The sequence below is a fragment of the Saccharothrix xinjiangensis genome (assembly GCF_039527585.1).
Classification (GTDB): domain Bacteria; phylum Actinomycetota; class Actinomycetes; order Mycobacteriales; family Pseudonocardiaceae; genus Actinosynnema; species Actinosynnema xinjiangensis.
In genome coordinates this window covers 347,865-362,416 of record NZ_BAAAKE010000002.1, presented here as the reverse complement: position 1 = coordinate 362,416, position 14,552 = coordinate 347,865, and the positions used below count along the sequence as shown (strand labels likewise).

The 14,552-nt window shown below is 74.1% G+C and carries 16 protein-coding genes; 14 read left to right on the top strand and 2 right to left on the bottom strand.

The window, feature by feature from the left end; translation table 11 throughout:
• Positions 1–83 precede the first annotated feature (83 nt).
• Both ABD223_RS07000 and ABD223_RS06995 read right to left on the bottom strand, forming a co-directional pair.
• Complete coding sequence (locus ABD223_RS07000; protein WP_344035088.1) at positions 84–512, bottom strand: ferritin-like domain-containing protein; 429 nt, start codon at positions 510–512, stop codon at positions 84–86.
• Positions 509–952 carry a hypothetical protein gene (locus tag ABD223_RS06995; protein ID WP_344035087.1) on the bottom strand — a complete coding sequence of 148 codons (444 nt, stop codon included), beginning with the start codon at positions 950–952 and terminating at the stop codon, positions 509–511. The genes ABD223_RS07000 and ABD223_RS06995 overlap by 4 nt, the downstream gene beginning before the upstream one ends.
• A gap of 182 nt (positions 953–1,134) precedes the next feature.
• On the opposite strand from ABD223_RS06995, the gene rimP reads away from it, so the two are divergent.
• The 14 genes from rimP (at position 1,135) to ABD223_RS06925 (ending at position 14,430) form a co-directional block, all read left to right on the top strand.
• A complete protein-coding gene (rimP, locus tag ABD223_RS06990; RefSeq protein ID WP_344035086.1) occupies positions 1,135–1,659 on the top strand; it encodes a ribosome maturation factor RimP in 525 nt (174 codons plus the stop codon).
• Positions 1,656–2,678 (top strand): transcription termination factor NusA, encoded by a 1,023-nt coding sequence (nusA, locus tag ABD223_RS06985; protein ID WP_344035085.1) that lies wholly within the window; start codon positions 1,656–1,658, stop codon positions 2,676–2,678. The genes rimP and nusA overlap by 4 nt, the downstream gene beginning before the upstream one ends.
• Before the next feature lie 22 nt (positions 2,679–2,700).
• Complete coding sequence (locus ABD223_RS06980; protein WP_344035084.1) at positions 2,701–3,045, top strand: YlxR family protein; 345 nt, start codon at positions 2,701–2,703, stop codon at positions 3,043–3,045.
• Positions 3,046–3,132: 87 nt separating this feature from the next.
• Positions 3,133–6,270: a translation initiation factor IF-2 gene (gene infB / locus ABD223_RS06975; RefSeq protein WP_344035083.1), complete on the top strand. Its 3,138-nt coding sequence runs from the start codon at positions 3,133–3,135 to the stop codon at positions 6,268–6,270.
• A gap of 79 nt (positions 6,271–6,349) precedes the next feature.
• Entirely contained in the window at positions 6,350–6,646 is a 297-nt protein-coding gene (locus tag ABD223_RS06970) for a DUF503 domain-containing protein (RefSeq protein ID WP_033432691.1), read from the top strand.
• An 18-nt stretch (positions 6,647–6,664) separates the two neighbouring features.
• The gene (rbfA, locus tag ABD223_RS06965; RefSeq protein WP_344035082.1) at positions 6,665–7,114 is read left to right on the top strand and encodes a 30S ribosome-binding factor RbfA; all 450 of its coding nucleotides are present in this window, start codon (positions 6,665–6,667) and stop codon (positions 7,112–7,114) included.
• 10 nt (positions 7,115–7,124) lie between these two features.
• Positions 7,125–8,153: a DHH family phosphoesterase gene (locus tag ABD223_RS06960; protein ID WP_344035081.1), complete on the top strand. Its 1,029-nt coding sequence runs from the start codon at positions 7,125–7,127 to the stop codon at positions 8,151–8,153.
• Between the two features lie 124 nt (positions 8,154–8,277).
• Positions 8,278–9,579: an MATE family efflux transporter gene (locus tag ABD223_RS06955; RefSeq protein WP_344035080.1), complete on the top strand. Its 1,302-nt coding sequence runs from the start codon at positions 8,278–8,280 to the stop codon at positions 9,577–9,579.
• 97 nt (positions 9,580–9,676) lie between these two features.
• Entirely contained in the window at positions 9,677–10,999 is a 1,323-nt protein-coding gene (locus ABD223_RS06950; protein ID WP_344035079.1) for an MFS transporter, read from the top strand.
• 11 nt (positions 11,000–11,010) lie between these two features.
• The gene (gene truB / locus ABD223_RS06945) at positions 11,011–11,913 is read left to right on the top strand and encodes a tRNA pseudouridine(55) synthase TruB (protein ID WP_344035078.1); all 903 of its coding nucleotides are present in this window, start codon (positions 11,011–11,013) and stop codon (positions 11,911–11,913) included.
• A 93-nt stretch (positions 11,914–12,006) separates the two neighbouring features.
• A complete protein-coding gene (locus ABD223_RS06940) occupies positions 12,007–12,366 on the top strand; it encodes a hypothetical protein (protein ID WP_344035077.1) in 360 nt (119 codons plus the stop codon).
• A 66-nt stretch (positions 12,367–12,432) separates the two neighbouring features.
• On the top strand, positions 12,433–13,374 hold the full coding sequence (locus ABD223_RS06935; protein WP_344035075.1) for a bifunctional riboflavin kinase/FAD synthetase: 942 nt from the start codon (positions 12,433–12,435) through the stop codon (positions 13,372–13,374).
• Between the two features lie 91 nt (positions 13,375–13,465).
• The gene (locus ABD223_RS06930; RefSeq protein ID WP_344035073.1) at positions 13,466–13,957 is read left to right on the top strand and encodes a helix-turn-helix domain-containing protein; all 492 of its coding nucleotides are present in this window, start codon (positions 13,466–13,468) and stop codon (positions 13,955–13,957) included.
• The gene (locus ABD223_RS06925) at positions 13,954–14,430 is read left to right on the top strand and encodes a 2'-5' RNA ligase family protein (RefSeq protein WP_344035072.1); all 477 of its coding nucleotides are present in this window, start codon (positions 13,954–13,956) and stop codon (positions 14,428–14,430) included. Before ABD223_RS06930 ends, ABD223_RS06925 begins: the two co-directional genes overlap by 4 nt.
• Positions 14,431–14,552: the final 122 nt, after the last annotated feature.

The window sequence follows — 14,552 nt, the reverse complement described above, 5'->3', positions numbered from 1 at the left end:
TGAGCGTTCAGGTCACCTGAACGCTCAACTCGGGGGTCCTGGACGTACGACACGCGAGGTCTGGACGTACGACTCGCGCGGGGTCAACCGACGGCGGTGCCCGGGAAGGTGATGGACAGGGGGGTAAGGCCGGCGGCCCTGCGCCAGCGGGTGGCCCGGACCGCCGCCGTGGTCAGGGCGTCCAGGGCCGAGGTGCGCAGGCCCGCGTCCTCGGTGCGCTCCAGCACGCCCCGCCACGCCACGCAGGCGTCCGTCTCGACCGCGATGAGCGCCGCGATCGCCGACGCCGCGCTGTCCACCGGCTGCGGCGGCAGGTAGGCCGGCGCGGGCGGGTTCGGGGTGACGCCCTGGTCGCGCAGCCGGCGCTCCGTGGCGTCCCGGCGGGCCCGGTGGGCGTTCGCGCCCTCCGCCACCGCCGCCGCCTGCTGCGAGATGAACGCGCTGACCAGCCCGTACGTCCACACCGCCGCGTGCTCGGCGCCCAGGGCGCCCTGCACCGCCTCCACGCTCACGACAACCCCTCCACCAGGCTCGCGCACCCGGCCGCCACCGCGGCCACCAACCCCACCCGGTACGTCGGCACCGACGCCACCAGGCCCGCCGCCTGCTCCTGCGCCGACCGCAGCGCCGTCACCAGGCCCTCCCGCGTGCCGCCCGCGGGCGGCGCGACGGACGGCGGCGCCGAGGGCGGCGCGGACGAGCCCGGCACGCGCGGCGTGGCGCGTTCGACCTCCGCCCGCAACCGGTCGGCGTGCTCGGTCCGCGCCGCGGCGGTCTCCGGCGCGCCGACGGCCGTGGCCAGGGCGGCGTCCGACAGGGCCGACCTGACGAGCTCCTCCAGGACGTCCGGCGGCGGCGGGGGCGGCGGCGGTGTGGTGCACGCGACTGCCAGCGGCGCCGTGGCCGCCGCCAGCAGCACGCCTCGCCTGCTGAACGCGGTTCTACCGATCACGTGTCCCGATCCTGCCAGAGACCCGCCGTCGCCCGCGGGACGTGCGACCCCGCCCGGACCAGATACGCTGGGCGACCACGGCCGGCGAGTGCAGCGTCGACCGGGGTTGCCGTGCCTTCTGCACACCGAGCACACCGAGCACACCGAACGCGCAAGCACGCAACGAACAGGGAGTCACCAACGTGTCCAGCCCGCCGCGCGGAGAACTCGCCGCGCAGCTCACACCCGTCGTGCGGGAGGCGGTCGAGGCCATCGGCTACGACCTGGAACTGCTCGACGTGAACCAGGCTGGGCGTCGCAGGCTGGTCAAGGTGGTCGTCGACGGCGACGAGGGGATCGGCCTGGACGAGGTCGCGCGCGCCAGCCGCGTCGTGTCCGCCGCCCTCGACGCGAACGAGCACCTGATCGCCGGCCCGTACACGCTTGAGGTCACCTCGCCCGGCGCGGACCGCCCGCTGACCAGGCCACGCCACTGGAAGCGCAACCGGCTGCGCCTGGTCAAGGTCAAGCAGCCCGAGCAGGTCGAGTGGTTCGGCCGGGTGGGCGACGCCGACGACGCGGGGGTCGTGCTGCTGGTCAAGGGCGAGCTGCGCCGGGTCGAGTACGACTCGATCGAGCGCGCCGTCGTGGAAGTCGAGTTCAAGCAGCCGCCGGTCGAGGAGCTCGCGCTCCTCGGAGGCCATTCCCCGGAGGAGGAGTCGGAGTGAACGTCGACATCGCCGCTCTCAGGGCGATCGAACGGGACAAGGACATCCCCTTCGACACGGTGCTCGAAGCCATCGAGACCGCCCTGCTCACCGCCTACAAGCACACCGACGGCCACCACCCGCACTCGCGCGTGGAGATCGACCGCAAGACCGGCGTGGTCCGCGTCCTCGCGCAGGACCTGAACCCCGACGGCACGGTCGCCGAGGAGTGGGACGACACGCCGGAGGGCTTCGGCCGCATCGCCGCGACCACCGCCCGCCAGGTCATCCTCCAGCGCCTGCGCGACGCCGAGCACGAGCGCACCTTCGGCGAGTTCTCCGCCAAGGAGGGCGAGATCATCGGCGGCGTGGTGCAGCGCGACGCCCGCGCCAACGCCCGCGGCATGGTCGTGGTCCAGCTCGGCGACACCGAGGGCGTGCTGCCGCCGGCCGAGCAGGTGCCCGGCGAGGCGTACGAGCACGGCTCGCGCCTCAAGTGCTACGTCGTGGGCGTCTCGCGCGGCGCGCGGGGCCCCCAGATCACCCTCTCCCGCACCCACCCGAACCTCGTGCGCAGGCTCTTCGCGCTGGAGGTCCCGGAGATCGCGGACGGCACCGTGGAGATCCCCGCGGTGGCACGTGAGGCAGGTCACCGTTCGAAGATCGCGGTCCGCTCGACGGTGTCCGGCGTGAACGCCAAGGGCGCCTGCATCGGCCCGATGGGCGCCCGTGTGCGCAACGTCATGAGCGAGCTCGCGGGCGAGAAGATTGATATCATCGACCACTCGGACGACCCGGCGACGTTCGTCGGGAACGCCCTCTCGCCTGCGAAGGTCGTGTCCGTGCGGGTGCTCGACGAGCGCGCCAAGACGGCGCGCGTGGTCGTGCCGGACTTCCAGCTCTCCCTCGCCATCGGCAAGGAGGGCCAGAACGCCCGGCTGGCCGCGCGACTGACCGGTTGGCGCATCGACATCCGGTCGGACGCGGACGCCGGCGGCTCCGCTCCGGCGGGCGCGGCGACATCCGGTTCGGCTGAATAAGCAACAGGGGATAGACTTCTCAGTGGTTCAACGTCGGGGATCGGATTTCACGCACATCGGCCCGGTTCGCACGTGCGTAGGATGCCGCGCTCGGACGTTGCCCTCCGAGCTGTTGCGCGTGGTGGTAGTGGACGGGGCCGTGGTCCCGGACACCCGCCGTAGGCTGCCCGGTCGGGGCGCGTGGCTGCACCCCGACCCGGACTGCCTCCGCAACGCCGAGAAGCGGAGGGCGTTCCCGCGGGCCTTCAGGGTCCCGGGGCCGCTCGACGTGGAGGGCGTGCGCGGGCACTTGGCGCAACAGGGGAAGGAGGTCGCGGGATCGCCCCGCGACCGACAGGAAGCAAGGAAGCAGGTCGACCCGTCATGAGTCAGCCGTGAAGCTGAAGACATGAACGCGCGACGTTAAGACGAGGTCGACGGGACTGCCGCCGGCCTCCATCGCCAGAGGAGTGCAGTGGCAGGCAAGGCCCGCGTGCACGAGCTCGCCAAGGAGCTCGGAGTCACGAGTAAAGAGTTGCTCACCAAGCTCGCCGACCAGGGCGAGTACGTGAAGTCGGCGTCCAGCACCGTCGAGGCCCCCGTGGCCCGGCGTCTGCGTGACGCGTACGCCAAGAACGACGGCAAGTCGAAGCCGTCCGGCGCCCGTCCGGCGCCCCCCAAGCCGCAGGCCCCCGCGGCCGAGAACCGCTCGGCCGACAACCGCGTCGCGGAGCCCCGCACCGAGGCCCCGCGCCCCGGCGCGCCCGGCCCCCGCCCCGGTCCGCGGCCCGTGCCCGGCCCGAAGCCGCAGGCCCCGAAGCCGCCGGCGCCCAAGCCGGCCGCCGCGACCCAGGCCCCGGCTCCGACCCCCGCCCCGGCACCGCAGCCGCAGGCCCCGGCACCGCAGCCGCAGGCGGCGGCACAGGCCCCGGCCCCCGCGGCCAAGGCCTCCACAGCCGAGACCCCGCCGCAGACCCCGGCCCAGTCGCCCGCTCCGCAGCAGGCGTCCAAGCCCGGTGGCCCGCGTCCCGGCCCGCGTCCGCAGCAGCAGCAGCCCGCGGCCCAGCAGGGCCCGTCCGTGGTCCCGCCGCGGCCCCAGTCCCCCAAGCCTCAGGGCCCCCGGCCGCCGCGTCCGGGCAACAACCCGTTCGGCGTCGGCGGTGGCGCACCCGCGCCGCGCCCGCAGTCGCCGCGCCCGCAGTCGCCCGGTGGCGGCGGCGAGCGCCCGTCCGGCCCCAAGCCGGGCGACCCGCGCCCGACCGGTCCCCGTCCGGGTGACTCGCGTCCGGCCGGTCCCCGTCCGGGTGGCTCCGCCGGTTCCGGCGGCCCGCGCCCGAACCCCGGCAACATGCCGCCGCGGCCGAACCCGGGCATGATGCCCGGTCGCCCGGCCGGCCCCCGCCCCGGTGGCGGTGGCGGTCGTCCCGGTGGCGGTCCCGGCGGCGGTGGCCGCGGTCCCGGTGGCGGCGGTGGCCGTCCCGGTGGCGGCGGCGGTGGCGGCGGCTTCCGCGGCGGCCGCGGTGGCGGCGGCGGTCGTGGCGGTGGCGGCGTCCGCCCCGGCGGCGGCGGTGGCGGCGGCGGTGGCGGCGGCTTCCGCGGCGTCGGTGGTGGCGGTGGCGCCCCGGCCGGTGGTGGCGGCGGCGGCTTCCGCGGTCGTCCCGGTGGCGGTGGCCCCGGTGGTCGTGGTGGCGCCGCGGGCGCCTTCGGCCGCCCGGGTGGTCCCGCGCGCCGCGGTCGCAAGTCCAAGCGCCAGAAGCGCCAGGAGTACATGGACAACATGCAGGCGCCGTCGGTTGGTGGCGTCCGCCTGCCCAAGGGCAGCGGCGAGACCATCCGCCTGCCCCGCGGCGCCTCGCTGACCGACTTCGCCGACAAGATCAACGCCAACCCGGCCTCGCTGGTGCAGGTGCTGTTCCACCTCGGCGAGATGGTCACCGCGACGCAGTCGGTGTCCGACGAGATCCTGGAGCTGCTCGGCTCCGAGATGAACTACGTCGTCCAGGTCGTGTCCCCCGAGGAGGAGGACCGCGAGCTGCTCGGCACGTTCGACATCACCTACGGCGAGGACGCCGGCGACGAGGAGGACCTCCAGATCCGCCCGCCGGTCGTCACCGTCATGGGTCACGTCGACCACGGCAAGACGCGCCTGCTCGACACGATCCGCACGGCGAAGGTCGCCGAGGGCGAGGCGGGTGGCATCACCCAGCACATCGGCGCCTACCAGGTCAACACGGAGCTGGAAGGCAACGAGCGCCTCATCACCTTCATCGACACCCCGGGTCACGAGGCGTTCACCGCCATGCGTGCCCGCGGCGCGAACTCGACCGACATCGCGGTCATCGTGGTGGCGGCCGACGACGGCGTGATGCCGCAGACGGTGGAGGCGATCAACCACGCCCAGGCGGCCAACGCGCCGATCGTGGTCGCGGTCAACAAGATCGACAAGGAGGGGGCCAACCCCGCCAAGATCCGCCAGCAGCTCACCGAGTACGGGCTGGTCGCCGAGGAGTACGGCGGCGACACCATGTTCGTGGACATCTCGGCGAAGCAGGGCATCAACATCGACGGCCTGCTGGAGGCGATCCTGCTGACCGCCGACGCCTCGCTGGACCTCCGGGCCAACCCGGACATGGAGGCCCAGGGCGTCGCGATCGAGGCCCACCTCGACCGCGGCCGCGGCCCGGTGGCCACGGTGCTGGTGCAGCGCGGTTCGCTCCGCGTGGGCGACTCGATCGTCGCCGGTGACGCCTACGGCCGCGTCCGCCGCATGGTGGACGAGCACGGCGAGGACGTCACGGTCGCGACCCCGTCGCGCCCGGTGCAGGTCATCGGCCTCACCTCGGTGCCCGGCGCCGGCGACAGCTTCCTGGTCGTCGACGAGGACCGCGTCGCCCGGCAGATCGCCGAGCGCCGCCAGGCCCGCACCCGGAACGCGCTCAACGCGGCCCGCCGCAAGCGCGTCAGCCTGGAGGACCTGGACGCCGCGCTGAAGGAGACCAGCCAGCTCACGCTGATCATCAAGGGTGACAACTCGGGCACCGTCGAGGCCCTGGAAGACGCCCTGATGAAGATCGAGGTCGGCGACGACGTCGAGCTGCGGGTCATCCACCGGGGCGTCGGTGGCATCACCGAGGGCGACATCAACCTCGCCGTCGCCGGTTCCGCGATCGTCCTGGGCTTCAACGTCCGGGCCGAGGGCAAGGCGACCGAGCTGGCGAACCGCGAAGGCGTGGACGTCCGCTACTACACGGTGATCTACCAGGCGATCGACGAGATCGAGCAGGCCCTCAAGGGCATGCTCAAGCCGGAGTACGAGGAGGTCCAGCTGGGCCGCGCGGAGATCCGCGAGGTCTTCAAGTCCTCCAAGGTCGGCACGATCGCCGGTTGTCTCGTGCTGTCGGGCGAGATCCGCCGCAACGCGCGGGCCCGCCTGCTGCGCGACAACAACGTCGTGCAGGAGAACCTGCCGATCAGCTCGCTCAAGCGGTTCAAGGACGACGCGACCGAGGTCCGCGAGGGCTACGAGTGCGGTCTGACGCTCGGCAACTACGCCGACCTGAAGGTCGGCGACGTCATCGAGACGTTCGAGATGCGCGAGAAGCCGCGCGCCTGATCGTCTCCCGGTAGTGGTGCGGGGCCGTCCTCTCGTGGGCGGCCCCGCTCCCCCTGAGCACCCACGGTGATCATCAGCCTTGTTCGTCGGCGCCCTTGAGCTGGACGTGCTGCTCGGTGACGTCCACTCGTTGAAGCAGAAGCGGTCCGTGGTGAAGCCGGTCGTGGCGGAGCTGCGGCGCAAGTTCGAGGTGTCCGTGGCCGAGGCAGGCCACCTGGACCTCCACCGCCGCGCGTTGATCGGAGTGGCGGCCGTCGCGGCGGACGCCGAGCATGTCAGGGACGTCCTGGTCGCCTGCGAGCGACTCGTGGCCGGACGCCCCGAATTGGAGCTGCTCTCCGCCCGCCACAGGCTGGTCGGGCCGGAGGACGAGTAGGAAGAGGAGGGGAGCGCCGTGGCCGACCAGGCACGGGCTCGCAAGCTGTCCAAGCGGATCTCGCAGATCGTGGCCTCCGCCCTGGAGCACGAGGTGAAGGACCCGAGGCTGGCCCGGGTCACCATCACCGACACCAGGGTGACCGGTGACCTGCACGACGCGACGGTCTACTACACCGTCCTCGGGGAGAAGCTGGACGTCGAGCCCGACTTCGCGGGCGCGGCGGCGGCGCTGGAGAAGGCCAAGGGCGTGCTGCGCACCATGGTCGGCCAGCAGACCGGGGTGCGGTTCACGCCGACCCTGACGTTCGTGACCGACACCGTGCCGGACGAGGCGCGGCGGATGGACGAGCTGCTGGCCAAGGCGCGGGAGGCGGACGCCGAGGTGGCGCGCATCGCGTCGGGGGCCGAGCCCGCGGGCGAGGCCGACCCGTACAAGCCGCCGCGCGAGGACGAGGACGCGGACTAGCGTTCCGGGTGTGTCCAACGACCTGAGCGCCACCGCCACCGACCTGTCCGCCGACCTGTCGGCGGCCGCCCGCGTCCTGTCCACCGCCACCGACGTCACGCTGCTGGCGCACGTGAACCCCGACGCGGACGCGTTGGGCAGCGCCCTGGCCCTCGGGCTGGTCCTGCACCGGCGCGGGGCGGTGGTCCGGGTGTCGTTCGGCGCGCCGGACGAGGTGCCGGAGACGTTGCGGGCGCTGGACGTGGCCGGGCTGCTGGTGCCGGCCGCCGAGGTGCCCGCCGCGCCGCCGGTGCTGGTGGCGCTGGACGCGGGCAGCGTCGGGCGGCTCGGGCCGTTGGGCGACCGGGTGTCCACCGCCGGTGTGGTCGTGGTGCTGGACCACCACGTGTCGAACCCGCGGTTCGGGCACGTGAACGTGGTCGACGAGCGGGCCGAGGCGACGGCGATCGTCGTGCTGCGGCTGCTGGACGAGCTGGGCGTGGAGCTGGACGAGCCGGTGGCCAGGTGCATCTACGCGGGCCTGGTCACCGATACCCGTTCGTTCCGGAACGCTTCGTCGGCCACGCACGAGGTGGCCGCCCGCCTGCTGGCGGCCGGCGTGGACGCCGAGGCCGTCGCCCGCCCCCTGATGGACTCTCACCCGTTCGGGTATCTCGCGATGCTGGCCAAGGTGCTCGACCGGGCGCGCCTGGACCGCGCCGCGGCCGGCGGCCTGGGCCTGGTGCACGCGGTGGTCACCCTGGAGGACGCCGCCGGCCTGCGCCCGGAGGAGGTCGAGAGCGTGGTCGACCTGGTGCGCACGGCGCGGGAGGCCGAGGTGGCGGCGGTCCTGAAGGAGTTGCGCCCCTCCGCCTGGTCCGTCTCGCTGCGCGCGGTCTCCCGCGTCGACGTCAGCGAGGTGGCGCGCCGCCTGGGCGGCGGCGGCCACCGCCTGGCCGCCGGCTTCACCGCCACCGGCTCGGCCGACGAGGTCCTCACCACCCTCCACACCGCCCTGGCCTCGGTCACGGGTTCCGAACGCGCGACTCGCGGTGCCTGACCGGAGGACACGCGATGTCTGACCGGAGGACACGCCGGGTTCTCGGCGTGTCCTCCGGTCCGGTGTTGCGTGTCCTCCGGTCGGACACCGCGAACCGACCGGTCGATGAGCGTGGAGGTGGGCGGTGGAGGAGCGGGTGCCGGCTCGGCGGGTGGTCGGGTTGGCCGCGCCGGCGTTGGTGGTGTTGGCGGCCGAGCCGCTGTACGTGTTGGTGGACACGGCGGTGGTCGGGCATTACGGAGCGGTGGCGCTGGCCGGGCTGGCGTTGGGCGGTGTGCTGTTCACGCAGGTCGCCACCCAGTTGACCTTCCTGTCGTACGGGACCACGGCGCGGGCCTCCCGGTTGTTCGGTGCGGGCAGGCGGGCGGAGGCCGTCGAGGAGGGGGTGCAGGCCACCTGGCTCGCGTTGGCGGTCGGGGCCCTGGTGATCGTGCTGGGCCAGCTGCTGGCGGGGCCCGCGGCGCGGTTGCTCGCGGGGCCCGGCGAGGTGGCCGACAACGCGGTGGCCTGGCTGCGCATCGCCCTGTTCGGCGCGCCGTTCGTGCTGGTCACGATGGCCGGCAACGGGTGGATGCGCGGGGTGCAGGACACCGGCCGGCCGCTGCGCTACGTGCTGGTCGGCAACGGCATCTCGGCCGTGCTGTGCCCCGTCCTGGTGCACGTCGCGGGGTGGGGGCTGGAGGGTTCGGCCGTCGCCAACGTGATCGCGCAGGTGCTGTCCGCCGGGCTGTTCGGCAGGGCGTTGCGGGCCGAGGGGGTCCCGCTCGGGCCCGACCCGCGGCGGATGCGGGCGCAGCTGGGCATGGGGCGCGACCTGGTGCTGCGCAGCCTCGCGTTCCAGGCCTGCTTCCTGTCCGCCGCGTCGGTGGCCGCCCGCACGTCGGTCGGCGCGGTCGGCGCGCACCAGGTCGTGCTCCAGCTGTGGACGTTCCTGGCGCTCGTGCTGGACTCGCTGGCCATCGCCGCCCAGTCGATCGTCGGCGCGGCGCTGGGCGCGGGCAGGCGCGAGCAGGCCCGCCGGTTCGCCTGGCAGGTCACCGGCTACGGCCTGGTCTTCGGCGTGTTCCTGGGCGCGGTCTTCGCGGCGCTGTCCGGTCCGCTGCCGCTGGTGTTCACCGGCGACCGGGCCGTGCTGGACGAGATCCCGCACGCCTGGTGGTTCTTCGTCGCGCTGCAACCGGTGGCGGGGGTGGTGTTCGCCCTGGACGGCGTCCTGCTCGGCGCGGGTGACGCGAGGTTCCTGCGCACCGCGACCCTGGCGGCGGCCGCGATCGGCTTCCTGCCGCTGATCTGGGCGTCGCACGCGTTCGGCTGGGGCCTGGTCGGCATCTGGAGCGGGCTGACGGGGTTCATGCTCCTGCGCCTGGTGCTGCTCCTGGCGCGCACGCGGTCGGGGGAGTGGGCCCGGGTGGGCACGACCTGGTGAAACAGGTGTGGTGAGGGGCACGCCGCGGAATCGTTAACACAAGGCAACTGTTTCTCGATACTGGGAGTGCCGCCGCACCGAGTCGAGGAGCTCCACCTTGCCGGTCGATCGCGCCACCAAGCAAGCGTGGCTGATCTGGTCCACCGCCGTCGCCGTCTACGTCGCCGCCCTGTTCCACCGCACCTCGCTGGGCGTGGCCAGCCTGGAGGCCGGTGACCGCTTCTCCGTCGGCCCGGCCGCCCTCGGCACGTTCACCGTGCTCCAGATCGGCCTGTACGCGCTCATGCAGATCCCCACCGGTCTGCTGGTGGACCGCTTCGGCCCGCGCCGCGTGCTCACCGCCGCCGGCCTGCTCATGGGCGCCGGCCAAACCCTCTTCGCGCTCGCCGACTCCTACCCGCTGGGCCTGGCCGCCCGCGCCGTGCTGGGCGTCGGCGACGCCATGACGTGGATCAGCGTGCTGCGCCTGGCCGCCGCGCACTTCCCGCCGCGCCGCTACGCCGTGGTGATGACCCTGTCGGCCGCGCTCGGCGGCGCGGGCAACCTCGTGGCCACGGTGCCGCTGACGCTGCTGCTCCAGAACTCCGGGTGGACGGTCACCTTCCTGGTCGCGGGCGTCGCGACCGCCGCGTACGCGGGCGTGGTCGCCTGGCGGGTGCGGGACGTGCCCGACGGCGTGCCGCAGCCGGCGCCCGAGCCCGTGCCGCTGCGCGCGCTGGGCGCGCGGGTCGCGTCGGCCTGGCGGGAACCCAGCACGCGCCTGGGCTTCTGGGTGCACTTCACCTCGATGTTCACGCCCGCGCTGCTCAGCCTGCTGTGGGGCTTCCCGTACCTGGTGGAGGCGCAGGGCCTGTCGCGGCCCGCCGCGTCGGCGGTGCTCAGCACGCTGGTGCTGGTGGCCGTGGTCACCGGGCCGGTGATGGGCGCGGTGATCAGCAGCCGCCCGGCGTGGCGGATGCCGATCGTCGGCGGCTACCTGGCCGTGGTCGTGGTCTGCTGGGCGGTGCTGCTGGGCTGGCCGGGCGGTGTGCTGCCGGCACCGGTCCTGTACGCGCTGTTCGCGGTGCTGGCGCTCGGCAACCCGGTGTCCGGCGTGGCGTTCGCCCTGGTGCGCGACTACAACCCGCTGCACCGGGTGAGCACGGCGACGGGCGTGGCCAACGTGGGCGGGTTCGCCGCGATCACGTTCACCGCGCTGGTGGTGGGCGTCCTGCTGGACGTCGTGGAGCCGGTCCTGCCCGCGCCGCAGGCCTACCGGGTCGCGTTCCTGTCCGTGGTGGCGGTGCTGCTGCTGGGCGTGTGGCGCACGGTCGCGTGGTGGCGCCGGGCGCGGGGCGCGGTGCTGGCCGCGCTGGAGCGGGGCGAGGCCGTGCCGGTGGAAGTGCGTCGCCGTCGCTGGGACGTGCTGGCCGACGCCTAAGATGCTCGGTCGTGTCCGCAGCCTCAACTCGCACCCCAGTCCAGCCCGGCCTCGTCGTCGTGGACAAGCCCTCCGGCATGACCTCGCACGACGTGGTGGCCCGGGTCCGCCGCATCCTCGGCACCAGGAAGGTCGGGCACGCGGGCACGCTCGACCCGATGGCCACCGGCGTGCTGGTGCTGGGCATCGAGCGGGCCACGAAGCTGCTGGGCCACCTGGCGCTCGACAGCAAGGCGTACCTGTCGACCATCCGCCTCGGCGCGAGCACGACCACCGACGACGCCGAGGGCGAGGTGATCGCCGCCGCCGACGCCTCGGACGTGCCCGAGGACGCGATCCGCGCCGGGGTCGCCCGCCTGACCGGTCCGATCCAGCAGGTGCCCAGCGCGGTGAGCGCGGTCAAGGTCGACGGCAAGCGGGCGTACGCGCGGGTGCGCAGCGGCGAGGTCGTGGAGCTGCCGGCGCGGCCGGTGACCGTGCACCGGTTCGACGTGCTGTCGCTCCGCCGCGAGGAGGGCGCGACCGAGCTGGACGTGATGATCGAGTGCTCGTCCGGCACCTACGTGCGGGCGCTGGCCCGCGACCTGGGCGCGGAGCTGGGCGTCGGCGGCCACCTGGCGAACCTGCGGCGCACCCGCGTCGGCCCGTTCGACCTGCGCGCGGCCCGGACTTTGGAGCAGCTGGAGGAGTCGCCCGGCCTGTCCCTGGACCTGGACGCCGCCGTGGCGACCGCGTTCCCCCGCCGCGAGATCGAGCCCCGCGAGGTGGTGGCCCTCTCGCACGGCCGCCGCCTGCCGGCGGGTGGCCTGACCGGCACGTACGGCATCTTCGGGCCGGACGGGCACGTGGTGGCGCTGGCCAAGGACGAGGGCCCGATCGCCAAGCCGCTGGTGGTGCTCACGCCCGCCGGCTGAGCCGCGGCGCCGCCGGCCGAGGTGGCGCCGCGACACCACCGGATGACCCCGTAGTGGGTACGCGCCCGCGCCGACTGGGCCTACCGTGGACGCATGGCGAGATGGGTCTGGCCGGCCGCGGCCGGCGTGGTGGCGTCGGCCACCGGCGTGGCGATCAACGTGGCCACGGACTGGGGCGCGAACCCCTGGGCGTGGGTGGTGGTGGTGCTGCTCACCGCGCTGGGCGTGGTCGTGGCGATGCGGGTGCAGGGCCACCGGTCGCCCGAGCACCCGGCCCGGCCGCACCCCACCGTGCACAACAGCGTCAACGGCACCGTGCACGGCGGCGTGGTGCAGGCGGGCAGCCTCGGCTCGGTCACCGTCAACTCGCCCACCACGATCGACCAGACCGCGATCGCCCGCGACGGCGGCACGGTCTACCAGGCCGGGCGGGACGTCAACCCCGGCAGGTGAGGACCGGCCCGCCGGTGGGCGCACGCGACCGACGGCGGTCGAGCACGCCCATCTAGGCTTGCCCGCGTGCAACGCTGGCGAGGGCTGGACCACCGACCGGGCGGCTGGGGCCGCTGCGTCGTGACCATCGGTGTGTTCGACGGGGTGCACCGGGGGCACCAGGCGCTGATCGGCCGCGCCGTCGGGCTGGCCGCCGAGAAGCGGGTGCCCGCCGTGCTGATCACCTTCGACCCGCACCCGGCCGAGGTGGTCCGACCGGGCAGCCACCCCGCCCAGCTCACCGGCCTGCACCGCCGCGCCGAGCTGGTCGAGGGCCTGGGCGTGGACGTCTTCTGCGTCATCCCGTTCACCCCCGAGCTGTCCCGGATGCCCGCCGACGAGTTCGCCCACGAGGTGCTCGTCGACCGGCTCCACGCGGCCGCCGTGGTGGTGGGCGAGAACTTCACCTTCGGCCACCGGGCCGCGGGCAACGTGGGGCTGCTGCGGGAGCTGGGCACGCGGTTCGGCTTCGTGACGGAGGGGGCGGACCTGGTGACGGATGACGGCGTCACGTACTCGTCGACCTACATCCGGGCGTGCATCGACGCGGGCGACGTGGCCGCGGCCGCCCACGCGCTCGGCCGCCCGCACCGGCTGGAGGGCATCGTGGTGCGCGGCGACGGCCGGGGCAAGGACCTGGGCTTCCCCACCGCGAACCTGTCCACCGCCCGCTTCGCCGCCGTGCCCGCGGACGGCGTGTACGCCTGCTGGTTCGTCGACGGCGACGGCCGGCGCCTCAAGGCGGCGGTGAGCGTGGGCACGAACCCGACGTTCTCGGGTCGCGAGCGGCGGGTCGAGGCGTACGTGCTCGACGTGGACGAGGACTTCTACGGCAAGCGCGTGGCCCTGGACTTCGCGCACCGCCTGCGCGGCATGGAGAAGTTCGACACCGTCGAGGCGCTGCTGGAGCAGATGCACCGCGACGTGGCCGCCACCCGCGATCTGCTGTCGACCGGGGACGGCGCGTGACGAGGTGGGCCACGTGAGTGGATCCGCTCTTGCGCGGGCCGCCGGCCTGGCAAGATGCTCGGCAGTTCGAGCGGGCTAGGAGAGGGCGCCGGTGGAGGACCACAAGATCGTCCAGCGCAACCTCGCGCTCCAGCGCGAGTGGTACGGGGAACCCCTGGGTGACCGGGTGCGCCGGTTGGTGGTCGCGTTCAACGTCTCGCAGGCCCAGCTCGCCGACGTCCTGGGGATCAGCGCGCCCATGCTGAGCCAGGTGATGAGCGGGCGGCGCGCCAAGATCGGCAACCCGTCCGTCCTCGCCCGGATGATCATGCTGGAGCGCAAGGTCCTCACCCCGGACGTGGCGACCGGCGCGCCCGAGGCGCTCCAGCGGGCGCTCGACGAGGTCCGCGATTCCAAGCCGACGGTGAGCCGCGACTCGCTGCCGGTGAACGTCGCCGACGCCGAGGCGGTCGTGTTCCCGTACCTGCGGACCGTCGCCGAGCGCGGCGAGCTGTCCCAGGCGGCCGACGTGCTGGGCGAGGACTTCCCCGCGCTGGCCGAGCTGCTGCGCCGGGTGGCGAAGGAACCGGCCCGCGACCGTTGAGCCTGTTCACCGCCCTGTTCCCGCCCGAGGACGTGGTGGCCGAGCTGCACGCGGCCCTGCGCCCGGTCCGGCGGGCCCACCCGCGGTTGCGCTGGGTCGACCCGCGGCGCTGGCACGTCACGGTCGGCTTCTTCGGCGACATCGAGCCCTCCGCGTCCGCCGAGCCCGCCGAGCAGCTCGCCGGCCTGGAGGGCGTGGCCGCGCCCGTGCTGAGGTTGCGCGGCAGCGGGCACTTCCGCCAGGTCCTGTGGATCGGGGTGGAGGGAGCGGCGCCGGCCGCGCTGGGCCGGGCCGCGGCCGGGGTGCGGGAGGACTGGCGTCCACATCTGACGGTGGCGCGCGGCGCGCCGCTGCCGCACGTGGACTTCACCGGTCGGGAGTGGACCGCGACCGAGGTGGCGCTGGTGCTCAGCCGTCCCGGCGCGGGCTACACCGTCCTCGACCGGGTGCCCTTGACCACGCCAAACGAGTAGCAGCCCGCGACTGCTGGTAACCTCGACAGTTGGGTCCGGCTGCGGTCCGTGGCGGCCGGCACCGACTACCCCGTGCAGACGGGGCCCCACGGAACGGAAAACAACAGCTAGGAGTACCAAGA

Excerpts from the sequence above, each read along its gene's own strand:
- ABD223_RS06940 (WP_344035077.1), top strand. The coding sequence starts at position 12,007 with ATGGCGAGATGGGTCTGGCCGGCCGCGGCCGGCGTGGTGGCGTCGGCC.